This is a genomic window from Pelagivirga sediminicola (genome assembly GCF_003072125.1).
Taxonomy (GTDB): Bacteria; Pseudomonadota; Alphaproteobacteria; order Rhodobacterales; family Rhodobacteraceae; genus Roseovarius; species Roseovarius sediminicola.
Window position 1 is genome coordinate 1 of record NZ_QCYH01000021.1, and the last position, 22,597, is coordinate 22,597.

General features: G+C 62.4%; 20 protein-coding genes and 5 pseudogenes. 8 read left to right on the forward strand and 17 right to left on the reverse strand.

The window, feature by feature from the left end:
- Window positions 1–345: 345 nt before the first annotated feature.
- The 3 genes from DC366_RS17995 to DC366_RS18005 all read right to left on the reverse strand — a co-directional run bounded on the left by DC366_RS17995 (window position 346) and on the right by DC366_RS18005 (window position 4,391).
- Window positions 346–3,033, reverse strand: coding sequence for a molybdopterin-dependent oxidoreductase (locus DC366_RS17995; protein ID WP_108693581.1), 2,688 nt, complete (start codon window positions 3,031–3,033; stop codon window positions 346–348).
- Window positions 3,030–3,242 carry a hypothetical protein gene (locus DC366_RS18000; protein ID WP_108693582.1) on the reverse strand — a complete coding sequence of 71 codons (213 nt, stop codon included), beginning with the start codon at window positions 3,240–3,242 and terminating at the stop codon, window positions 3,030–3,032. Before DC366_RS18000 ends, DC366_RS17995 begins: the two co-directional genes overlap by 4 nt.
- 105 nt (window positions 3,243–3,347) lie before the next feature.
- Complete coding sequence (locus DC366_RS18005) at window positions 3,348–4,391, reverse strand: IS5 family transposase (protein ID WP_108693583.1); 1,044 nt, start codon at window positions 4,389–4,391, stop codon at window positions 3,348–3,350.
- A gap of 78 nt (window positions 4,392–4,469) precedes the next feature.
- Here DC366_RS18005 and DC366_RS19735 point away from each other — a divergent pair, with 78 nt between their 5' ends.
- The 3 genes and pseudogenes from DC366_RS19735 to DC366_RS18015 form a co-directional block, all read left to right on the forward strand.
- A complete protein-coding gene (locus tag DC366_RS19735; protein ID WP_133176244.1) occupies window positions 4,470–5,012 on the forward strand; it encodes a hypothetical protein in 543 nt (180 codons plus the stop codon).
- A 225-nt stretch (window positions 5,013–5,237) separates the two neighbouring features.
- Window positions 5,238–5,786, forward strand: a complete 549-nt coding sequence (locus DC366_RS18010) for a DUF2478 domain-containing protein (protein ID WP_439331674.1) — start codon at window positions 5,238–5,240, stop codon at window positions 5,784–5,786.
- 145 nt (window positions 5,787–5,931) lie between these two features.
- A pseudogene (locus tag DC366_RS18015) lies at window positions 5,932–6,288 on the forward strand (transposase); the annotation flags it as partial.
- A 573-nt stretch (window positions 6,289–6,861) separates the two neighbouring features.
- On the opposite strand, the gene DC366_RS20495 reads toward DC366_RS18015, so the two are convergent.
- The gene (locus DC366_RS20495) at window positions 6,862–6,996 is read right to left on the reverse strand and encodes a hypothetical protein (protein ID WP_279305771.1); all 135 of its coding nucleotides are present in this window, start codon (window positions 6,994–6,996) and stop codon (window positions 6,862–6,864) included.
- Window positions 6,997–7,372: 376 nt separating this feature from the next.
- Between DC366_RS20495 and DC366_RS18025 the strand changes: the two genes are divergently transcribed.
- Window positions 7,373–8,130 (forward strand): IS5 family transposase gene (locus DC366_RS18025; protein WP_108693585.1). Its coding sequence is split into 2 segments (ribosomal slippage): window positions 7,373–7,709 and window positions 7,709–8,130, totalling 759 coding nucleotides; the frame shifts between segments, so codons are not numbered across the junction.
- 105 nt (window positions 8,131–8,235) lie between these two features.
- Here DC366_RS18025 and DC366_RS18030 read toward each other — a convergent pair.
- The 9 genes and pseudogenes from DC366_RS18030 to DC366_RS18070 form a co-directional block, all read right to left on the reverse strand.
- Window positions 8,236–9,594 carry an NADH-quinone oxidoreductase subunit N gene (locus tag DC366_RS18030; RefSeq protein ID WP_108693586.1) on the reverse strand — a complete coding sequence of 453 codons (1,359 nt, stop codon included), beginning with the start codon at window positions 9,592–9,594 and terminating at the stop codon, window positions 8,236–8,238.
- The gene (locus DC366_RS18035; RefSeq protein ID WP_009827254.1) at window positions 9,594–11,054 is read right to left on the reverse strand and encodes a complex I subunit 4 family protein; all 1,461 of its coding nucleotides are present in this window, start codon (window positions 11,052–11,054) and stop codon (window positions 9,594–9,596) included. Before DC366_RS18035 ends, DC366_RS18030 begins: the two co-directional genes overlap by 1 nt.
- Before the next feature lie 17 nt (window positions 11,055–11,071).
- A complete protein-coding gene (locus DC366_RS18040) occupies window positions 11,072–12,961 on the reverse strand; it encodes an NADH-quinone oxidoreductase subunit 5 family protein (protein ID WP_198009226.1) in 1,890 nt (629 codons plus the stop codon).
- Between the two features lie 2 nt (window positions 12,962–12,963).
- Window positions 12,964–13,275 (reverse strand): NADH-quinone oxidoreductase subunit NuoK, encoded by a 312-nt coding sequence (nuoK, locus tag DC366_RS18045; protein ID WP_057821329.1) that lies wholly within the window; start codon window positions 13,273–13,275, stop codon window positions 12,964–12,966.
- Window positions 13,272–13,787, reverse strand: a complete 516-nt coding sequence (locus DC366_RS18050) for an NADH-quinone oxidoreductase subunit J family protein (protein ID WP_057821332.1) — start codon at window positions 13,785–13,787, stop codon at window positions 13,272–13,274. The genes nuoK and DC366_RS18050 overlap by 4 nt, the downstream gene beginning before the upstream one ends.
- Entirely contained in the window at window positions 13,784–14,683 is a 900-nt protein-coding gene (locus DC366_RS18055; protein WP_108693587.1) for a complex I subunit 1/NuoH family protein, read from the reverse strand. Before DC366_RS18055 ends, DC366_RS18050 begins: the two co-directional genes overlap by 4 nt.
- Window positions 14,680–15,858: an NADH-quinone oxidoreductase subunit D-related protein gene (locus tag DC366_RS20625; RefSeq protein WP_439331675.1), complete on the reverse strand. Its 1,179-nt coding sequence runs from the start codon at window positions 15,856–15,858 to the stop codon at window positions 14,680–14,682. The genes DC366_RS18055 and DC366_RS20625 overlap by 4 nt, the downstream gene beginning before the upstream one ends.
- A pseudogene (locus tag DC366_RS20630) lies at window positions 15,850–16,110 on the reverse strand (heavy metal-binding domain-containing protein); the annotation flags it as partial. The gene DC366_RS20625 and the pseudogene DC366_RS20630, both read right to left, overlap by 9 nt.
- Before the next feature lie 446 nt (window positions 16,111–16,556).
- Window positions 16,557–16,919, reverse strand: a complete 363-nt coding sequence (locus tag DC366_RS18070; protein ID WP_061979516.1) for an NADH-quinone oxidoreductase subunit A — start codon at window positions 16,917–16,919, stop codon at window positions 16,557–16,559.
- A gap of 256 nt (window positions 16,920–17,175) precedes the next feature.
- On the opposite strand from DC366_RS18070, the gene DC366_RS18075 reads away from it, so the two are divergent.
- Entirely contained in the window at window positions 17,176–17,874 is a 699-nt protein-coding gene (locus tag DC366_RS18075; RefSeq protein ID WP_108693588.1) for a DUF6629 family protein, read from the forward strand.
- Here DC366_RS18075 and DC366_RS20635 read toward each other — a convergent pair.
- From DC366_RS20635 to DC366_RS20385, 3 pseudogenes are all read right to left on the reverse strand, one after another.
- Window positions 17,875–18,089: pseudogene (locus DC366_RS20635) on the reverse strand (IS256 family transposase); the annotation flags it as partial.
- Window positions 18,090–18,093: 4 nt separating this feature from the next.
- A pseudogene (gene tnpC, locus DC366_RS18080) lies at window positions 18,094–18,909 on the reverse strand (IS66 family transposase); the annotation flags it as partial.
- Between the two features lie 68 nt (window positions 18,910–18,977).
- Window positions 18,978–19,094, reverse strand: a pseudogene (locus DC366_RS20385) (IS66 family insertion sequence element accessory protein TnpB); the annotation flags it as partial.
- A gap of 14 nt (window positions 19,095–19,108) precedes the next feature.
- Between DC366_RS20385 and DC366_RS18090 the strand changes: the two are divergent.
- The 3 genes from DC366_RS18090 (at window position 19,109) to DC366_RS18100 (ending at window position 21,312) form a co-directional block, all read left to right on the forward strand.
- Complete coding sequence (locus DC366_RS18090; protein ID WP_243405215.1) at window positions 19,109–20,266, forward strand: type II restriction endonuclease; 1,158 nt, start codon at window positions 19,109–19,111, stop codon at window positions 20,264–20,266.
- A 186-nt stretch (window positions 20,267–20,452) separates the two neighbouring features.
- Window positions 20,453–21,103 (forward strand): ParA family partition ATPase, encoded by a 651-nt coding sequence (gene parA, locus DC366_RS18095; RefSeq protein ID WP_108693590.1) that lies wholly within the window; start codon window positions 20,453–20,455, stop codon window positions 21,101–21,103.
- Window positions 21,103–21,312, forward strand: coding sequence for a plasmid partition protein ParG (locus DC366_RS18100; protein WP_108693591.1), 210 nt, complete (start codon window positions 21,103–21,105; stop codon window positions 21,310–21,312). Before parA ends, DC366_RS18100 begins: the two co-directional genes overlap by 1 nt.
- Window positions 21,313–21,321: 9 nt before the next feature.
- Here DC366_RS18100 and DC366_RS18105 read toward each other — a convergent pair whose 3' ends face one another.
- Window positions 21,322–22,407, reverse strand: coding sequence for a replication initiator protein A (locus DC366_RS18105; RefSeq protein WP_108693592.1), 1,086 nt, complete (start codon window positions 22,405–22,407; stop codon window positions 21,322–21,324).
- Window positions 22,408–22,597: the final 190 nt, after the last annotated feature.

Below are 22,597 nucleotides of genomic sequence, written 5' to 3' on the forward strand. Positions count from 1 at the left end.
TCAACCGCATCGAAGAACTCGCGCCTTGGAACTGGACGCCGCAACAGGCGTCAAGCGCGGCGTAGCCGGACGGATACGATAGATTTGAGAAGCGGATGACATCCAAAATCCTTGCCAGCATCAATCCCAAAATTCAACTGCCCCACACTTTGCGGTACTCTCCAGATTGCCGTCCCTTTGCGTTTCGCGGTGGCTTGACCGACGATCCCGGAACGGCAGGGGGCGCCTTCGGTCATGGTGCCTGCCGGCCGTGTCCGATGCTGTCCCCAGGAAAGGTTCGGCAAAGGTCCGGGGCATTCCTACGAGTGCGGGGCCAGCCATCCGGCCGACCCCGCACTGTGGGGATCAGTTCGCCACGGCGGCGTCGGATGCGTTGCGCATCAGGAAGTCGGTGACCAGCGCCGCTTCGTCATCATTCAGACCCGCGCGCGGGAACATCGAGGGCGTGATGCCGCGCCATTGCAGCTGGGTGAAGCCGCCCGGATCGCGGGGGCCGTGGCAGACCGTGCAGCGCTGATAGAAGATGCGCTCGCCTTCCTCCATTTCCGCATAAAGCGACTCCACGATATCCGCCACGCGGTCCAGGCCCAGTTCGGATTCGTCGATGGCGGCGAACTGGTAGTCGGTCAGGATGGCCGGATTCTGGTGGGCCTGGTTCGGACGCTCGGCGTCCTCGCATTTGGCGACTGAGGCCACGCAGGTATTGGCGATGGTCGCCTGCGTCAGCCCCGAGGCCGGGCGTTCCGAGGTGATCCAGTTGATCTGCCCGGAATTGCAGCGCCCCTTGCTGTCCAGATCCGGCCAGGCCCCTTCATACAGCGACATGACGCCTGGCATGATGTCGTCCGACAGCACCGCCCCGGCGATCACCGCGCCGCGTTCGTTGCGGATTTCCACCAGATCGCCATCGGCGATGCCGCGCGCCTCGGCGTCCTGGCGGTTCATCCGCACGGGTTCGCGCCCGTCGATCTTGTAAAGCTCGCGCAGCTTGGCCGAGTTGTCCATCTGGCTGTGCAGGCGATACCAGGGATGCGGGCTGACGATGTGCAGCTGGCCTTCCTTGGCGTTGCCCAGATATTCCAGCGGTTCCTGCCAGACGGGCATGCCGGGGTTGTCGGGCACGTTCATGTCGGCGATGGACGAACAGAACATTTCGATCTTGCCCGACAGCGTGTGCAGCGGGTTTGCCTCGGGGTCTTCGTAGAAGGCGCCGTGGCGCACCCATTTGCGGGCCTCGGGGGGGGCTGGTTGCAGGGCATAGCCCTTTTCCCAGAACTCCTCGAAGGGCGTGGTCTTCGACGCGCCGGTGCGTTCATAGGCCGCGCGGATGTGGTCCATATAATCCACGCTGTCGGTGAACTGCGCCCAGAGACCCATCTTGTCGGCAAGCTCCTCGAAGATCTCGTAATCGCTCATCGATTCGCCCTGCGGTTCGATGACCTTCTTCATCGCGTAGATCTTGTCGTTGGAATAGGTGCCGCCGACCGAGATGTCGTCGCGTTCCAGCGTGCTTGACGCGGGCAGCACGATGTCGGCCCACCGGACGGCGGCGGTCCACCAGACGTCCTGGCTGACGATGGTGTGCAGCTTGCCGAAGGCTTTCAGTAGCCGGTTCAGGTCCTGCTGGTGCGAGACGAAGTTGTTGCCTGCGTTGTAAATCATCCGGATGTCGGGATAGGTGCGGGTCTGGCCGTTGTAGAAGAACTCCTTGCCGGGATTTTCCAGCATCTCGACGATGCGGCTGGCGGGGCAGAGCTTGTCCACGAGGTTCTTGCCCGCCGACAGCCCCGTGGGCGTGGGCTGGCCCGACTGCGGCATCCCGCCGCTGCCATAGTGCCAGGAAAAGCCCACGCCTTCGCCGGGCTTGCCGATCTTCCCGATGAGCGCGGCGAAGTTGATGATCGCGTGGTGGGTCAGTTCGCCGTGATGGGCGCGCTGCAGCGACCAGGCGCCGCCGAACTGGGTGCGCGATTTGGCGAAAAGCTCGGCCATCTCGCGGATCTTGTCGGCCGGGATGCCGGTGATACCCGCGGCCCAGTCGGGCGTCTTGGCGGTGCCGTCATCCTCGCCCTTGACATAGGCGATCCAGCGGTCGGCGCCGGTCGTGTACTTGTCCATGTAGGCGCGGTCTTCCAGACCTTGTTCCAGCACGTGATGGGCCATGCCCAGGAACAGCGCGATGTCCGTGTTGGGCACGATCTGCACCCAGTCCGCATTCAGGTAGGAATCCGACGCCGTGCGCTGCGGGTTGATCGAGATGAAGCGGCAGCCCGCGTCGCGGATCTCGGCCCAGGGGCGGGACATGCCGTGGTCGGCCACGGTGAACTCGATCCGGTTGTTCTTGACCGGGTCGCAGCCGACCAACACGAAGACCTCGGTGTTGTCGCGCACGACCTCCCATGCGGTCTGGGGCGAATAGACCTCCATGTCGCCGATGATGTGAGGCAGGGCCACCTGCGACGCGCCGGCCGAGAAGTCGCCCTGGGTGATGGTGCAGCCGCCGACCAGGTTGAAGAAGCGTTGCTGCATGACGTTCGGGCGGAACGAGCCGGCATTTGACCAGCCACCATAGGAGGAACTGAAGATCGCCTCGTTGCCGTTTTCCTCGATCGTCTTGACGATGGCATTGGCGGTCAGGGCCAGGGCGGTGTCCCAGTCGACCTGAACGAACTCTTCCTTGCCGCGCAGTTCCGGCTTGGTGTCGCCGCTCTGCCAGCCGTCCAGATAGGACTTGCGGACCATCGGATAAAGGATGCGGCTGTCGTCATAGGTGCGGTCCATGACGCCCAGCATCAGCATGTCGGTGGGCTGATGGTCGAGTTCCGTGATCGGAGAAATCGCAGTGATGCGCCCATCCCGCACGACCGCCTCGAAGGGGCCGAAATGCGAGGCATGGAAGACCCGCTGGCCATGCGAGTTCGGGTCGATGGCAGCAAGAGCAGAGCTGCCCATCATGTGGCCAAGGCTGGTCACTCCAGCCGCTGCCGCACCGGCTTGCATGAAGCCACGGCGGGAGATTTGAAATGCACTCATGGGCTCATCCTTCTATCTTGTGTCTGCAGTGTTTGAACCTCGCGATGCGCGCGGTCCTTGATCTGGAACAAGACAACAATCACAAACAGGCCTTCTTGTTGCAGCAGAACCCAATGGAAGGTGAAGGTCAACCTCCAGACGGTTGGGCACCTCGATTTTTGAACAATTTTTGGTAGTTTGGCGGCGCGGGCGGCCTGAAGCAGGATCATGGCTTTCGTCTGGCAATTGGCAGAGCCTCGCAGCCGCTGTATTGCGGCCTTCAAGCCTTGTTTGTCATGCTTTGACGCGTGATCGGTTCTTGGATCGCCCGGTATTCACGCCGGACACGGGTTGATGCGGCGCAGTTGAACGAGGCGTCGCATGTTATATGCGAGGTTCTTCATCCCGATCCTGGCCTTGGCTCGCACCAGACCAATGCTACGCACAAGGGTGCCACCCATGTCGTTGGTCTGTGCGCCGAATACATGTTCCACCCGGACCCGAACGGTGGATTTGGTCCGATTGCTGCCCTTGGCCTGATCTGTGAGAGGTTTGCCGCGTTTCCCCTTACGGTGGATGTGACTTTTCAGCTTCCGCGCGCGCAATTTCGCCTCCGTCTCCTCGAACCGATAGGCCGCATCCGCCCACACACCGGAGCCGGTATTGCCTCGCATCAGCAGGTGATCCACCGCTTGACTGTCATGCAGCGCGGCATCGCTGACGTGATAGCGCCGGACCAGCTTGTGCTTTCGGTCGACGTTCACATGGTTCTTGTAGCCGTAATGGCTCTTGCCGTGCTTTTTCGTCCAGCGCGCGCCCACGTCCTTCTGGCTGCGCTTGGCGGGCTTGTTTTCCCAATGCTCGGGGTTCTCGCCCTTCTTGATTGACGCGTTCTCGTCGCGCGTGTTGTGATTGCGCGGCACCGCCACAATAGAGGCATCAAGAATTTGCCCACCCCGAGCGATATACCCCTGCCGCGCCAAATACCCGTCAAATTGACGAAACAGCTCTTCCACCTTGCCCGCCTGCGCCAGCGCATCGCGATACAGCCACACCGTCTTTGCATCCGGCACCCGGTCCGCAAGGCTAAGTCCCAGAAACCTCATAAAGGACAGCCGGTCACGGACCTGATATTCGATCTGATCGTCCGACAAGTTGTAGAGTGCGCTCAGCACCAGCGACTTGAACATCAGCACAGTGTCCATCGGCTTGCGGCCTGCGCGCGACTTGCGCTCCGCATCAGGCTTGCGCCAAACCTCATCCAAAATAGAACGAAACTCCTCCCACGGCACGACCGCATCGATCTCAACCAATGGGTCCTTCTTCGCGTCAAGGCTCGCATAGCGGTCGGAAAGATCAAAGAAACCCATCTGCGTCATTGCCGTCTCCCCTGTGCCGGTTCGTCCCATCAAAGATAACGCAGCACCGGAGTTGGGGCAATTTTTAGAGGTGCCCGGTTGAACGAAAGAGCCATTTATGCGTTCATGACTCAGGAGCGTGCAAAGGAGATGGATGCGATGCGTGTGATGTCTGGTATCTTTGGACCTGCAGCGGTAGCGCTGATCCTTGTTTCGCCGGCGCTTGCCCAGGAAGCCCCCCCTGCTCCCGCCACACCTGACGCTGCGCAGCCCGAGGGTGCGGCACCCGGGGGTTCAGCGCCTGCCAATCCTCACGCGATGCTGCCTGAGCTGACAGGAGGCCCCCTTGGCTCGCCGACTGCCCTGCACGGCAATCCGGTGCCGGGCACCTCGACCTCGATCCCTACAACCAATCCGGCAACTGTCACACCGCTGCCCGCACGCGAGGGCAAGCCGGTCGAGCGCGAGGATACTGGGATCGATGGCCAGTGCGATCCGGCGGTCAGCCTGAACACCTGCCCGCAGCGGCCCGAGGCCGACGTAACTCAGGCTGTCACAACTGACGTTCCGGGTGCTGATGCAGTTGCTCAGCCTCAGACAGGGCAGACCGTGCCTGAAGAGGAAAGTGGGTCGGGGAACTGACCTGCCGCCGCCTTTCGTGCCCTGCGCCTTGTATCCGATGGATCTGCGGGATGCTCTCGGGTCTTGGGAGAGGGATTTACACCCTGAGGCGTCTGCCCTGGAGAGCATCAATCGCTTCGGTCTATGTGACTTTCTGGCGCAGGCGGCGTCACTGGCAGGCACCGTGAGATCGGGCTAGGCTTCACTCGATTTGGCCCGGATCTAGACCGCAGCAAGCGGATCTTCATGCAGCTTGTTATGGGAAAAACAGAAATGTCTCTCGGTTACGTCAGCCTGCCCGGACGCGGCGCAAACGACCGGTTTCTGGCTCAGGTTGCCGCCCGATTGCAGGACCGGGGCCTGAAGCTGGCGGGAACCGTGCAAACCAACATCGAGCGAGCGGATCGGACAAAGTGCGACATGGACATTGTCGTCCTGCCCGATGGGCCGGTCCTGCGTATCAGTGAGGATCGCGGCAACCTTGCTCGTGGCTGCCGCCTAGATGCAGGTGTCCTGGAACAGGCGGTTGCCGGCGTCTCGCGCGCAATGCCCGGCGCCGATCTGCTGATCGTCAACAAGTTCGGCAAGCAGGAGGCCGAAGGGCGCGGCATGGCGCCGCTGATCGCCGAGGCTCTGGAACGAAATCTTCCGGTTCTGCTGGGAGTCAATGGCCTGAACCTACCGGCCTTCCAGACCTTTGCTGGCGGGCTTGAAACCGCTCTCGCGGCTGACATCGATCAGGTTGTCGAGTGGTGTGTGAGTGCTGGATGTCATCTCCACGAACCTGCCAGATGAAATCATTCTCAGCTTGATTCTTGGGGAAAAGCGAACTGCTGCTTGAATTGAGATTAATCCCACGCTGACTTCACGGTCGTGCTGACCTGCCCCGGGATTTTTCCTCCAGATGCGATTAGAGTCCGGCCCAACTTGAGGACGGACAATGAAGCGAACGAGATTCACGGACGAACAGATCATCGGCATCCTGGCAGAGCATGAGGCAGGCGCGAAGTGCGCTGACCTGTGCCGGAAGCACGGCATGTCGGAAGGCACCTTCTACAACTGGAAGGCCAAGTTCGGCGGCATGACGGTGTCGGAGGCGAAGCGGCTGAAGGGGCTCGAGGATGAGAACGCCAAGCTGAAGAAGCTGCTGGCCGAGCAGATGCTGGATCTGGCGGCGATGAAGGACCTGGTTGCAAAAAAGTGGTATGGAACCGAGCGACTGACCGGCGCTCTGCTCGACCGCCTGACCCACCACGTCAACATCCTCGAGATGAATGGCGAGAGCTACAGGCTCGCGCAAAGTCGGGCCCGAAACGCCGGCCAGACCCCGTAAAAAACCGCGACGCGCGCTTGAGCCCGCCGCTCGGGCTGCGCCCTCCCGGCGGGCTCAAGCGCGCAAGAAAGTGGCCTGCTTTTGCGCCGCCCCGTGGCCGGTTTTTGCTCCGCCGTTGACACGGTGGTCGCAGGTCGCCCGCAGATTATCACCACATTTTCGATACAATACGCTGTTCGCCAAGGGCTTTTCGCGCTCGTTGCAAATGTTAATGTGCCCGATCATCTCAGAGATTTTCCTACGTTCAGGGCCACGAACCACCTGAAGGGCGATGATACGCTCTGGTTCTTTTGGAACGGGAAAGAGGAATGGCGAGTGGAGCGGCCTCTCACTGAGGCCGAAAAAAGGCACCCCGAAGGCCCATCGTTCCCGAGCGCGCCACTTCTGATCGAAAGGATCCAATAGGATTATCGCGTCGAACGAGACTACATTTAGCCTGAATGTGGTCAGATGGACGCTGGCGGCTAAGGGCTCATAGCTTCGATCTCCAGCCCCACAGGGCGAGATTGAAAAAAGGTCTAGCGGGATAGGCTGCAATCAGACAACAGATTGCACATTCATGCGTCCTCGTTCCGCCAGATCCACCGTGTCACCTTCCTGACCGGACGCCTTACGGTCAAGCCTGCCGCCAATTCCGGTGCAGACGGCACGGACCAGGACCAGTTGATCCATTCCTTCGTCCGGCACCGGGCACAGGGAAATGGCGGGATATGCGCCTGATGGTCGGGGCCCAATACCTCAACAAGATCCTTTGCCCAGAACCGCGCTACGCGCCCGCATCCCGTACACTTGACCGTCAGCAGCATTCCGCTCCGTGCCTGCTCTGCAAGGCGGGGATTTCTGAACGGGTTTCCTGAGGGTGCTTTCGCCGGCATTGTAAGAACATAGAGCGAACACCGAGTGCCGCGCAACGGGTCGCCGCGGCCGTGCGTCAGCGTAGCGTATCGATTGCCTTGAATACCTGATCGCGGGCTTCGTCGCCTAGGGTCAGGATGCATTGATTTCGCGCGCACAGCATGATTCACCGCTCGGAAAATGGAGCAGTGATATGAGCGATCTTTTCTGGCTGACCGACGCGCAAATGGCCCGTCTGGCTCCCTTCTTTCCCAAGTCACACGGGAAGCCCCGGGTAGATGACAAGAGGGTGCTGAGCGGGATTATCTTCATCAATCGCAATGGCTTGCGGTGGCGCGATGCGCCTGCTGCCTATGGTCCTCACAAGACGCTCTACAGCCGGTGGAAGCGGTGGAGCGAGAAGGGCATCTTCGCGCGGATGATGGCCGGGCTGGCGGCAGAACACGGCGAGAAGACGACCGTGATGATCGACGCGACGTATCTCAAAGCCCACCGAACGGCGACCAGTATGGTCGCCAAAAAAGGGGGCGTGGTCGCCTGATCGGTCGAACCAAGGGCGGCATGAACACCAAGCTGCACGCCATCTGCGACAGTCAGGGACGACCGATCGACCTGTTCGTCACCGCCGGACAGGTCAGTGATTACATCGGCGCACGGGCCCTGCTGAGCGGCCTGCCAAAGGTCAAATGGCTACTCGGGGATCGCGGCTATGATGCTGACTGGTTCAGAGAAGCGTTGCAGGACAAGGGGATACGCGCCTGCATCCCAGGCCGAAAGAAGCGCAAGACGCCGGTCAAATACGACAAGCGGAGATACAAGCGGCGCAATCGCATCGAGATCATGTTCGGAAGACTCAAGGACTGGAGGCGTGTGGCCACCCGATATGACCGATGCCCGAAGGTCTTCCTTTCGGCCATCGCCCTCGCCGCCCTCGTCATCTACTGGTTATGAATCCTGACCCTAATTCCGGGAATGCGGAGCGAATGGCCGAGCCGCTGGCAGGCTAGGATAGCAAGATCACCACTTTGACCGACTGGCACAAAACCGCGCCTTAAGTCACCCGGGAAACACTCCCGCGAACAGCCCCATCAGCGCCGTGACCAACGCGGTCGCACCTAGCACAACCAACAACGGCAGCGCGACCTCTGCCCGAACCGCTTCGCCATCGCGCGCCTGATACATCGGCACCACGATGCGCAGATAGACCGCCAGCGCCAGCACGCTGTTAAGGATCCCGATCACCGCCAGCCAAAGATAGCCCGCCTCGATCGCGGCACCGAACAGCAGAACCTTGCCGACAAAGCCGAAGAGCGGAGGAATGCCGGTGAGCGACAGCAGGAACACGACCATCGCCACGCCGACCACCGGGCGGGCGCGACCGAAGCCCTTGAAATTGTCCAGATTGCGCCCCGCGATCATGATGACGGCAAAGGCCCCAAGGTTCATCGCCACATAGGCCGCGCCGAACACGATCACCGAAGGCAGGGCCAACGGGCTGGTGCCAAGCGCCACAATCCCCAGCATGAAATAGCCCGCCTGCGCCACCGAGGAGTAGGCAAGCAGCCGCACGACATTGCTCTGCACCAGGGCCGCCAGATAGCCGAATGTCATCGTCACCGCCGCGATCAGCGCGACGACGATGGGCCAGCCGGTAGCGACAGGCAGATCGCGCAGCACCTGCGCAAAGGCAAAAACCGCCGCCACCTTGGTGATCACCGACAGAAAAGCCGCGACCGATACCGGCGCGCCGTCATAGGCGTCGGGTGCCCAGAACTGGAACGGCACCAGCGCCGCCTTGTAGCCCAGTCCGATCAGCACCGCGACCAGCCCCGCCAGCGCGATCAGCGGCTTGCTTTGAAGCGCACCAAGCTCGGAAAAAAGCGTCGATCCGGCACCACCGAACCAGAAGGTCAGCCCGTAGATCATCACCGATCCGGTGACGGCGCCGAACACTAGATATTTCATCGCCGCCTCGGTCGCCGCATCGTCGCGCGGCCAGGCCACCATTGCGAATGATCCCAGCCCGGTCAGCACCACGCCAAGGACCAGCAGCATCATGTCGCCACCGCCCGCCAGCATCAGCGCCCCCAGGGTCACAAGGCAAAGCAGCGTGTAAATGCTGCCCTCGCGGTCCTGCCCGGCAATCTCGGCCCGTGTCATCAGCAGCGCTAGCGCGGTGCCCGGCAGCAGGATCAGCTTGGCCCAGCCCGAAAGCAGATCGACGCGGTAGGTGCCGCCAAAGACGCTTGTATCGGCCTCCAGCAGCGGCCACGTCAGCGCGGTGGACAGGCCCAGCCCGATCAACCCGAATGTCAGTGCCAGACGCGGCGCGCGCAGCATCTCGACCCCCAGCATCAGCACGACCGTCGAGGCCAGCATCAGTTCGGGAAACAGAAAGGACAGGTCGCGCGCCATCAGAATTGCAGCGCCCGCATCGTCGCGTCGATCATGTTCAGCAACCACGATGGCGCGACCCCGATCACGATGATAAGGATGAGCAGCGGCACGATGGCCAGCATCTCGCCCCGGTCGAGATCGGGCATCGCCGCCCATCTTTCGTTCAGCTCGCCCAGGAATACCGCCGCGATGGCGCGCAGATACAGCCCCGCCGTCACCACGATGGCGACGATCGCCACTATGGCCCAGGGCTGGGCATTCAGTGTGGCCAGGAAGATCTGGAATTCGGCCGGGAAATGCGCCAGCCCCGGCAGCCCGAGCGAGGCAAAGGCCGACAGCACGAAGGCCCAGCCCAGCCATGGCACCTGCCCCAGCAGCCCGCCGAACGCGGTCATCTCGCGTTCGTGGGCGCGCGACTGCAACATGCCGACGAGAAAGAACAACGCCCCGGTGACGATGCCGTGGCTGACCATCTGCAAGGTCGCACCATTGAGCGCGACCGCCCGCAGGTCAGGGTCCAGCGTCAGCGCCGCTACCGCGACGCCGATCACCACATAGCCCATGTGGTTCACCGACGTATAGGCGATCATCTTCTTCAGATCCGACTGCGCCAGCGCCACGAAGGCACCGTAAAGGGCGCTGAACACGCCAAAGGCCAGCACCACCTGACCGGCCTGCGCAAAGGCGTCGGGCGTCATCTGTAAGGCGAAACGCACAAGGCCATAGGTGCCGAATTTCAGCATCACGCCGGCCAGGATCACACTGCCGACCGTGGGGGCCTGCACGTGGGCCGCCGGCAGCCAAGTATGCACCGGAAAGGACGGAATCTTGACCGCGAAGGTGAACAGCATCGCGATCAGCGCCAGCATCGCCGCCAGCCCGGTCAGCGGCGGGGTCTCGATCCACAGACGCATGTCGAAACTTCCCGTGGCCAGATACAGCCCGATGATCGCCAGCAAAAGCGGCAGCGAGCCTAGCAGCGTGTAGATGAAGAACATCAGTCCGGCGCGCTGGCGCTCTTCATAGCCCCAGCCGACGATCATGAAATACATGCCAACCAGCGACACTTCGAAGAAGACGTAGAACAAGAGCGCGTCCAGCGCCGCGAAGGTGCCGATCGACGCGGTTTCCAGCATCAGCATCAGCGCGACAAAGACCGCCGGGCGGTCGGTGATCCGCGCCGCATAGATCGCCGACAGGAAAAACAGCAGCGAGGTCAGCAGGATCAGCGGCAGGCTCAGGCCGTCGACGCCAACCCGGTAGGCGGCACCAATGGCCGGGATCCAGGCGATTTCCTCGACCTGCGCGAAACCGCCCGGCAGCGTGCCCCGTGCCCAGATCGCCAGCGTCACAAGGAAGGTCAGCCCGGTGATGGCGATGGAAACGCCATGGGCGATGCGCGCCGACTTGTTTGGCAGGGCCATCAGCAGCACGCCACCAAGAAGCGGCAGAAAGACGGAGATCGAGAGAAGGGGCATGGCGGGGTCGTCTTTCTTCAGGAGGACATCGGTAAGATCAGCAGCACCGCCGCGATGACGGCAATGCCCATGACGGTCAGGGCGAGTTCGCGGTGGATCAGCCCGCTTTGCAGCAAGCGCAGGCGGCGGCCGGCGGCGATTGTCCGGGCGACAAGGCCGAAGATCAGCCCGTCGATGCCATGGGTGTCGGTGTTTTCGGCACCGTCGCCAAGGCGCAGGTTCATCCGGCCCACCTGAAGGGTCGCGGCATAAAGGCGGTTGTCTGAACGCTCGGCACTGGATGCGGTGCCAAGGCTCAAGATCCGCACAAGGCCAAGTTGCGCGGCCAGCAGACGCCGTTCGAAACCTTCACAGGCGGCGGCAAAGGCCAGCGCCGGGCGCAGCACCAGCCCGTCCATACCGCCCGCGACGGCAAAGCCGCGCTGCGCCATCGGCAGAACCGGCCCCATCAGGCGGGTCGGGGCGACGAACCAGCCCAGCAACAGACCGCTCAGCGCCGCGACAAGCCCGAGGATCATCGCAGGCCCTTCCGGCGGCAGTTTGGCTTCCAGCAGATGTTCCAGCGGCGTGAAGGCGAACCCAAGCCCCGCCGCCAGCGCCGTCAGCACCGCCATGCCCGCGCCCATCCAGCCCATCCCCTTGCCCAGAACGGGCTGGGCCTCGCCCTGCCACAGCACCCGCAGCGCCCGCGCCATATAGGCCCCGGTCAGCACCGTGCCTGCCAGCGCCAGCGGCGCGAGCCATACGACCCCGGGGGCCGCCAGCGCGGCGGCAAGGATCGCGTCCTTGGAAAAGAAGCCGGCCAGCGGTGGAATACCCGCCAGCGCCACCGCGGCAACGGCGAAGGCGGAAAGGACCAGCGGTCGTGCCCGGCCCGCGCCCGCGACCGCATCCATGTCGGTGCTGTCGCGATCATGCTGGAACACACCCGCCCCCAGAAAAAGCGTGCTCTTGATCGCCGCGTGGGCGATAAGGTGTAGCAGCGCCGCCACCGGCACCCCCGCGCCAATGGCCAGCAGCATCAGCCCGTACTGGCTGGAGGTCGAGGCGGCCAGCAGCCGCTTCAGGTCCCGCTCGGCCAGCGCGATCAGCCCGGTGACGACGGCCGTCACGCCACCCACCAGCCCGACCGCAATCAGCGCGCCTGCGGGCAGCATCGGGGCCACGCGGATCAGCAGGATCGCCCCCGCCGCCACCAGCGTCGCGGAATGCAGCAAAGCGGAGACCGGCGTCGGGCCGGCCATGGCGCGCTGCAACCAGTCCTGCAACGGCACCTGCGCCGACTTGCCCATCGCGCCCACCAGCAACAGCAACCCGGCGACAAGGGCGGGCGTGCCGCTGATCGCCAATGTAGCCGAGATTTCCGAGGTGCCGGCCCAGCCGATCAGCACGAAAATCCCCAGATAAAGGCCCAGATCGGCGCTGCGGGTATACAGAAACGCCCGTGTCGCGGCACTGGGCACGCCGTCACGCCCATGCCAGAAGCCGATCAGCAGATAGCTGGAAAAGCCGATCAATTCCCACGCCGCCAGCACGGTGATCCAGTCGCCCGCCAGCACCAGCGCCTGCATCGCCGCGACGAACAGCAGCACGATGCCGAAAAAGCGCGGCCTTTCGGGGTCGCTGCGCATGTAACCCACGGCATAGACCAGCACACAGGCCGCCACCGTCGCCACCATAGCCGAAAACACCGCCGTCAGCGGCACCGCGACCAGCCGCAGGGGCTTCTGCGGCAGGCCCGGCAGGACCAGTTGCACCGCATCGCCCGCGACGGCCCCCGCAAGGGTGCCCATCGCCGCCAGAAACCCGATGCCGACGCCGACGAGCGCAATCGCTTCGGGTGCGCGCCGCAGCACGAGCTCCGCCAGGCCCGCCAGCAGCGGCGCAAGGATGATGAGCGCCAGCATCGTCATCCCTTCAACTCCCGCGCTTCTTCCATCTCGACCGATCCGCGCACCCGGAACCGCGCGATGGCGATGGCAAAGCCGACCGCCATTTCGACCGCCATCACCGCCATCACGATCAGCACGAACATCTGACCGGCCGGTTCATCGGGATGCAAATAGCGCCAGAAGGCCACCAGATTGACCAGTGCCGCGGCCAAAATCAGTTCGACCCCCATGATGATCATCACCAGATTGGTTTGACTCAGCGCGCCATAAAGTCCGATACCGAACAGCCCCGCGCCGACGCTGAGGGCGATTATGAGTTCCAGAATCATTTGCGCTGCTCCGCGTTGGGGACGATGGCCACCATCGTGGCCGCAACCATGGCGGTCAGAATGGTCAGACCCGCCGACTGGAAGATCAACATCGACCGGCCCAGCAATTCGCGCCCCAAATCGGCGGCCTGTTCATGCGCGCCCGGCACGGACAGGGCGACCGGACCCCAATCGGGCAGCCATACCAGCAGCAAGGCGGCCAGTAGCCCTATGCCCCCGGCCCAGAGCGACAAGCGTTTCTGGTGGGTCATGTCCATTTTGCCCATGCCGCCGGGATCCATCATGAACATCACCATGAAGATGGCCATCACGCTCATTTCCGTGGCCATCATCATGATCTGCAACACACCCAGAAACTCGGCCTGCATGACCAGAAACATCGCACCGATCGCGGTTTGCGAAAACAGCAGCGCCAGCGCCGAACGCACCATCGAATGGGTGCGAAAGACCACGACGCCGAACCAAACCGCCGCCGCGCCGAAGAACGCCAGAAAGATCATCTGAACCGTCATATCGGCACCACCAGCGCGATCACGCCCACGACAAAGATATTGGCCAGCGCCAGCGAGATCCCCAGCTTCCAACTCAGCGCCAGATAGCGCGCCTCGCGGATGCGCGGCATGTAGCGCCCGATGCTCAGCATGGCCGCAGCCACGGCCAGGATCTTGATCGCGCTCCAGGCCCAGGCGGGCAGCCACGGGCCCAGCCAGCCGCCCAAATAGAAGGTCACCGTCGCCCCCGCCAGCGCCAGGATAATGACCATCCGCGCCAGCCGCAGCACCGCCAGCCGCACGCCGGTATATTCTGCCTCGACCCCGCCGGCCAATTCGCCGGTAGCATCGGGCAGGTCCAGCGGCGGCAGCCAGGCCAGCCCCATCGCCGCCACGACGAACAGGACAAACCCCATCGGCTGGTACAGCACGTTCCAGAGCTGCGCCTGCGAGGCGACGATCTCAACCGTCGAGAGCGACTCCGCCCGCATGGCGACGGCGGTGATCGGCATCACGATCAGCATGGCATAGGCAATGAACTGGCCCAGGAACCGCCAGCCCGCAATCATTGCGTAGGCCCCGTTCGGCCCCCAGCCCGCCATGATCAGCGCCACCAGCACATAGGCCAGCGCAGCGTTCAAAAACAGCGCCCCGGTGGCCAGATCGGTAATGATAAGCTCCGGTGCCAGCGGGATCACCGCCACCGCCATCAGCCCCGCCACCAACAGCAGCACCGGCCCAAGCTCAAAGAACAACCGGTCAGATTTGCGCGCCAGCAGCGATTCCTGCCCCATAAGCGCCAGGGCGGCCCAGGCCGGACCCGTCAGGCTCAGGTGTCCATGCACGGCCCATCGTTCGATGACGGCCAGCGCATAGGCCCCGGCGGCGAGCGACAGGAGAACGACAAGAATGCTCATCCACGCACCTCCCAGGGCGACAGGTCGAGCGAGGCGACGGCGCTCAGGGCATCGCCCAGTTCCCGCTGCGCCGTCACCGTTTCGACAAGGGCGATGTTCACGTCTGTCGGCGTGTCGAGATCGGCTTCGACCACCTTGCCATTGGCCAGCTTCACGCGCAGCGACGCCGTGCCGCGCGGTGTTTCGATGCGAGCCTCGCCCTCGCCCGACACCCTGTCCACATCCGGCACCTGCGGCACAGCAATCCTCCCGGCGGCCGCGATCACGTCGAGACTTTGGGCGATCTCGTCGCAGCGCAGCCGCAGCCGGGCCAGCGCATCGCCGCCGTTGCGGACGCGCATTTCGAACCCGAGATCCTTCAGCGTTGGATCACCCGTTCGGGCATCCGATCCGCCACCTCGCGCCCGGTCCACCGGGCCGCTGGCCGGGGCGTCCTTGCCGATGCGCGCGATGCGTCTAAGCCGCATCCGCATCAGCGGGGCCGCCTGCACCCGGCGCGACAGCCGCCGGATCGCCCCAGCCTGCGTGGCGATCCCGGCAACGTCGGCACCTTGAACGGCCAGTTGCAACGCCCCAGCGCGCGCGGCGAGCCACAAAAAACCCGACTGAAGGCCCAACTCGGCCAGCCAGTTCAGGTGGCTGGCGATCCGCTCGCGTTCCACGGCGGCGGCGCGGCCACGGCGCGCGTCATGGTCGGGCTCGACGCCGGCGGCCACCTCAATCGCAGCGCAAGCCAGCGCGCGATAGGACACGGGGCTGAGCGGCATCATCGCGGCCAGACGCTCGACGAAATCGACCACCGCCATCGGCGGACCATCCACCAGTTCCGCCCTGCCCACAAGGCTCCTGACCTCGCTGGCCGCCACGGTATCGCCGTCCAGCGTCAGGGTCAGGCGCAGCCCTGCCGGCAGGCCCGGAAAGAACGGCCCGAACGGCACCTCGATCCAGTCCATCTGCAACCCGTCGCTGCTGCGCGGCTGGCCTTCCGTCAGTTCGACCATCGACATGAAATGCGGCTCGATCCCGTCGATAGTGGCCTTGGAGTGGCCGCCATGTCCGGCATGCCCATCGTGGCCGGAATGGTCCTGCTGTTTGCCATGCCCGCCGTGACCGCCATGCCCGTGACCGTGACCGGGACCGTGGCTTTCCACCTCCTCCGCCTTCACCAGGTTCATGCCGCATTTAGGGCACTTGCCCGGTGCATCGCTGATCACCTCGGGGTGCATCGGGCAACTATATGCCCCCGACCCGCCCGCGTCGTGAGCGTGGCCCGCATGTGCGTGATCGGCGGGGTTTGGCCTGTCCTCCCGGGGCATGTCGTGGCCACCGTGCCCACCATGTCCATCGGACGCTGTTTCGCGCGGCACCAGCGTCATGCCACATTTGGGGCAGTCTCCGGGGGCGTCGCGGACAATCTCGGGATGCATTGGGCAGGTGTATTCCACGCGCACCTCAAGAGCGGCGGCGGTAAACTCCCCGGTGTTTGCGCGAAACGCGCCTGCCGCGACAACGCGGCGCAGATCGGCCAACCCAGAGTGCAGCCCGGCCTGTGTCAGTGGTGCCGAGACGTCCGCATCGGGCAACGGGGCGATGTCGCCCGCGCCCAGTGCAAGGATCGTGCGCGGACGCGGCATCTGTGCATAGGCCACGGCGGCCGCATCGCGCAGCCCTACGTCCAAGGGGCCCGCAATAATCAGCACGTTCGCATGGCGCGGGGTGCCCACAATCCGCAGGTGCGCATTGGCAAGGTCGATCCCCATCGACCGCGCGACAGACGGGCCGGGCAGCACAAAGGCCGTCAGATCGCGCGCCATGGCCGCCGCGACCGCCCGCCTGATCCCGTACATCGCGCCCTCTCGCGCCCCGGCTATGGTCATTGCCGCCTCAACGCGCCCTGGCTCCAGCCATAGAGCAGGCCCAGGAACAGGATTGAGAGGAAAACGCCCATGTCGAGCAATGCGATCAGCCCTTCTTCGCGGTAGACGACCGCCCACGGATACATGAACGCCATCTCCATATCAAAGGCCAGAAACAGCAGCGCATAACCGGCATAGCGCGCATGATAGCGGACCCAGACCGGATCGCGCGACAAGGTACCGGCCGTGGCGGGCACGTCCTTGCCCGGTTCCGAGCGCGTGCGCCCGATGGCCCGGGCGAGCCCGTAGAGGCTGAGCACGAAACCGAACACACCGACACTCAGCCCGAAAAGGATCGCGTATTGGGAAAGCTCGCTCATCCGTGTTATCTCCTTCGGGTGCTCGACTCTCTAAAGTGTTAAGGGTTTAAGCAGAAAGGCACAATCAAACCAACGCCAGCGGCCATGCTGCCGTTATGCTAAGACGCTGCGCGCAACGGATTATTACAGCTCTCCGAAAATTCCGGGCTTGGGACTTCAAGAACACAGGTCTCCAATTGGTTTCTTCCAATTGGGTGGCCGGTGATTTAGCGTTGCATGATTGACGATCCGAACAAACATGACAGAGGGAAGTCAAATGTGCCTGTCCGCTCAAGTCAGCTTTGCCGCCAGTGTTTTTCTTGTTGGCGGCGGCACGGCCATTTCAATTGTGGCTTGGCGGCGCAACAAACGCTATCTCCCGCTTGCCCTGATGCCGCTTTTTGCCGGACTGCAGCAGTTCACCGAGGGCTTCGTCTGGGTCGGCATGAACGGAAACGATCCCCTGACGGTCTTGTGGGGGGCGATGGGTTTCATCTTCTTCACATGGTTCATGTGGCCGATCTGGGTGCCGTTCTCGGTCTACGTGCTTGAACCGGATGACAGTCCGCGCAAGCGGTTGTTCCGCCTCATGGCGCTGATCGGGCTGGCCTTCGGGCTGGCCTTCGGGCTGTTGCTCTACATCCCGCACGGGCTGAACAGCAGCATGGTCGTGGTCGAGATCAACAACCAGTCACTGGCCTATGAAAAATCCATGTGGCTTGATTTCATGATGCCGCGCTGGCTGACTAATACGATCTATGTGACCCTCATCACCCTGCCACCGGCGCTGTCGCATTACAAACACATGCGCCATTTCGCCCTGACGCTGGGGGCGGTGATCGTGGTCGATATCGCCTTCCTGCAATTCGCATATATTTCGTTTTTCTGCCTGCTGGCGGGTCTCGCAACGCTGCATCTGGTCTACATTATCCTGACTAATAAATGCGCCCGTGAGTGCCCTGAACTATTTGCCTGACGCCGCGGTGCCGACAAGCACATCCCTGTCCCATTCCCGGTATCCAATACGCTGAACCTCGCGCAGCGGTGACCGCGTGCCGTTCGCGGCGCCGGTGCGCAGTTCCACTTCCACCTCCATGATCCGGGCGGCCGCATAGGCCAGCATCTCGCGCACCAGATCCCTTTCGGCCTGCTTTTTGGTCAGACGAACAGCGCCATTCTCTCGTCGGTCATCGTTATCGTCGCGGACGTAACTCCAGAGCCGCGCGGTGTGTGCCTTGCCCGTCTTCGCTCCGGTCTGCATCTTGACCCGGGTGTCATCGGCAAACACGGCGGGTCCAGCGCGCACCAGCTTGCCGATATGCTCGGCCAACGGTTCCAGCAATGCCGTCGACCGCCCGACCCAGTCGGTGAGCGTCGATCGGTGGAGATCAAGCTTCTCGCGCGCGTAGATCTCCGACTGCCTATATAACGGAAGGTGATCGCAATACTTGCCGACCAGCACATGGGCGAGCAGGCCGGGACCGGCACGGCCGCGCTCGATGGGACGGCTCGGCAGCGGCGCCTGCGCGAAGGTCTCGCAGCACTTGCAGGCCATGCGCGGGCGCACGATTTCACGGATGACAAAGCGCCCCGGGATGTATTCCAGCTCCTGCGTCACATCCTCGCCGACTGGGCGCAGGGCGCCGCCACACGAGGCGCAGGCATCGCCCGGAGACAGAACCTCGGTCTGTCGCTCGACATGATCGGGCAGCGGGGCACGGCTGTGTTGCCGTTTGGCGGGCATGTCGGGGGGCGCTGCATCGTCGTCCGGGCCGGTTTCGTCATGCTGCGCCTCTGCCGCCCGCGCGATCTCGGTGTCTTCCTGCAAGTCGAAGGCCAACTGATCGAGGCTTTCGGATTTCGACCCGAACCGCGCCTTGCGATGGGCCGCCAGCTGCCCTTGCAGATCTTCCACCTTCAGGGTCAGAGACTTGATCTCTTCACCCATCAGGGCGATCAGATCCTTCAGGTCATCGGCATCGTCTGGCAGGGATTTCAGCGTCTCCAGCATGGCTGTAATATACTGGACCGGTGGCGGGGAAGGAACGCAAAACTCACCTAAACTCTTGTTTTGTTGAGCTATCCGGCCTGCAATGGCCGCCATGTCTTTTGCGGCATGCGCCAGTCGATCCCTTCCAGCAGCATGGTCATCTGCGACGCGCTGAGGCTGATCTTGCCCTCCTTCGCCGCGGGCCAAGCGTTTGTCTGCCGTGGATGCCGAGCCGAAGATATCGAACCAGCACGAGGTCGGCACAACGAAGAAGATGCGGGACGATTTCATGGGTGAAACGCACCAAGAAAAGTTCCCCGCGATCTATATCTGGCTAGGCGGTGATCAGGAGGGCTTCACCGAGGAGAGCTGGGCCACGCACTACGACGCGCGCCTCAACAAGCCCCGTGCTGCCGAATGGCGGCTCTACTACCCGTCCAATCCCGTCACGGAAGCCATGAAGGCCGGAGATACCCTGTTCCTGGCCAAGGACCAGGGCGGCGTCCTGTGGTTCATTGTGGCCCCGGAGGGGTCCACCAGCGAGCAGCAGCTCTTCTGGCTGTTCGGCCTGCGCCCGGAAGGCAAGTCGTTTGTATCGCGCGAGTTCTCGAACGAGGAGCCGGAGCTGGACTTCGCCGCCCGCTTCATTCTGGACGAAATTGGCGTCGAGTTCGAGGAACCCGAGGCCGACAAGCTGGACAGCATCATCGACAGGTTTGGCACCACGTTCCCGAAGACGGCCGAGTTTTCCGATCTTGCCCGCCTCACCCTGCCCGAGGTCCGCGCCGAGGACGATCCCGACGCGGCACTCATTGCATGGCTGGACCACGAGGAAGCCCTGTTCCGACGACTGGAGCGCAGGGTCGTGTCCTCACGGATCGAGGCTGGGTTCACGAGTGCGGACGGCACGGATGTGGACGGATTCATCAGTTTTTCCCTCAGCGTTCAGAACCGGCGCAAATCCCGCATGGGGCATTCACTGGAAAACCACATGGCCGCTGTTTTGCGGGCACACGACATCCAGCATGTCCGGGGCGCGATGACGGAACACAAGCACAAGCCCGACTTCCTGTTCCCCGATCTGGAGACTTATCAGGCCGCCCCGGCCGGTGGAGACCCCCGCTTGACGATGCTGGGAGCCAAATCCACCTGCAAAGACCGCTGGCGGCAGGTTCTGGCGGAAGCCGAGAAGATCAGCCGCAAGCACCTTTTGACGCTGGAGCCTGGGATTTCCGAACCGCAAACAGACCAGATGGAGGCGTCGAGCCTTCAGCTCGTGGTCCCCTCCCCTGTTCATAGAAGCTACACAGAGGCGCAGCGCGGCTGGCTTTGGTCTGTGGGGGATTTCATCGGCGAGGTCAGAGCGCGACAGGGATAGCCATAACGCGCCCATAGCATTCGCGCTGTGCCCCTGCCCTACACTCTTCTCAAATGAGTTTTTGAGTAAATGAGTTGCATCTCTGTCACTCTTGCAGATGGATGCCGGGCATCAGTTCACACCAAAGTTGCCGCACCTCAAATACTCAGTTACACTTTTGAGTAAATACACAAATGAGGCAAGCCAATGAGCATAATTTCCGTCCTGAATCCGAAAGGTGGTAGCGGCAAGACCACCATCAGCACCAATCTCGCCAGATCGCTGCACGAGATGGGACACTCGGTTCTGATCGTGGACAGCGATCCACAGGGCAGCGCACGTGACTGGCACGCAGCCAGCGAAGACAATCCCATCGAGCTGGTCGCGCTGGACCGTCCCAACAACGTCAAGACGCTGACCAGTATGGCAGCAAACTACGACTACGTAGTAATCGACGGCGCGGCAAAACTAGAAGACATGATCGCCGCCTGCATCAAAGTCAGCGACTTCGTTCTGATCCCCGTTCAACCATCGCCATACGACATTTGGGCCGCGTCGGACTTGGTGGATTTTATCAAGGCTCGCCAAGAGGTCACGGACGGATCGCCGCGTGCCGGGTTTGTGGTCTCCCGCGTCGTGGAAGGAACCCGGCTGGGCAGTGACGTGCGAACCGCGCTGGACGACTACGCGTTGCCTGTCTGTGAGACGACCATAACACAACGCCAAGTCTATCCTCAGACGGCATCTGAAGGGCTGACCGTATTCGACGCCGACAATGCGAAGGCGAGAGCGGAGACCACGGCGCTGAGCAATGAGATACTGGCAGTGCTCGCAGCTGTGACACGGGAGGTCGCGTGATGGCCCTTTCCGCTAAACGTCCAAGCCGTGGCGACGATGCCCGCAAACGCATCCTGCATGAAGTCACGGAGACGAGAGAGAAGAAGAAGCGCCTGAATGCCGAGATCGAGGAGACGCTTTATCGGAGAATCAAGATGAAAGCGGTCGAGGAGGGCCGGTCAATTTCCGACATCACCCGTGATCTTTGGTCCGAGTATTTGAGTAAATGAGTAAATACTTTACCAGCCGTTGCGGCCGCGTTTCTTGAACCAGCTCTTGCAGAAACCCAGGAACGCGGCGTCCGAGTTCTTCGGTGGTTCTTTCTGTCTAGCGGCGTAGCTCCGCCACTCTCCGACCAGAACCTTGATGTCCCATGTGGGAGCCAGTTCACGCGCCCGTTCCAGTGTATCGGGCGAGAGGGGCAGGACATAGCCGCCGGTCAGTCTGTCCTGTTCCGGTTTAGGCGCATAGCTCTCCAGAAATTCCGGTTTGGGCGTTACCGTGAGGATGTCTGCTTCCATTCGGAAGGCATAGTCCGGCATGTGGTTGTGTTCCTCGTCAGCCTTGCAGATTGCTTTGACGAGCCGCCGAAATTCTTTATCAGAAGATGTGGAGCCGGTTCGGTCCTTCAGCTTGTCCAGACCGCATTTCCATTCCGGTTGCGTCCCGCATTGCTTGCGTGCCAGCTCATACAGACGGCGTTCCAAAGGCTTGCGGAGCTGGAAATAGCGACGGTTGAGCGTGAGAACATCATCCCCGGCAATGGCGTTGAAGACCCAATCGGAAAGTGTGACTTCTAGATCGAGCATCCGGCCGTCGCGGGTTTCGCGAACAATGCGATAGCGGTCTATCAGGCTAAAGCCGTCAATCTGTTCCACGCCGCCCGTGGTGATGTTAGTCTCGATCTGCGTCCCCTGGAGGCGTTCCAGCGCGGCTTTTAGACCGCTGTAACCGGTTCCCGCAACTGGACGGTTTGTCGCGACAAGTAGGTCGTAGGCCTTGAACCGAAGGGTTCTGTGAACCTGTTTTCCGTCATTCAGAGCCGCCATTACTTGGGAAATGCAGTAGATCAGCACGTCACGGTCGTGGACAGTTGCGAGGCCGATCATGTTGGGCCTGATTTCCACGTAGCTCTTTCCATCGGTAGCCACATAGCGTCGTTTTTTGATGTCAGGCTTAGTCGAGAGGGTGAAGATCGGATGCGCCATCGACGCCATATCGCCCTTGGGCGCAGCGTCGAAGATATCGCAAACGAAGAAATCCCCCTGTGCGTGTCGCAAGGGGAGAAGAGGCGTCCGATCCGGTTTCGTAATATCACCCACCATGCTGCTACTATTCGTAATTTCACACACCAAGGCAAGGGATTCGTAGTATCACCCACCAGACAGGCTTTCGTAAGATCACACACCATCTTTCGTAAGATCACACACCCTTTATCGGGTGTTGTCACGTAAACTTGCCGACGGTTGTCGTTGTGTCGGCATCAGCGTAATCGAAATGCATGACCCAGCCTTC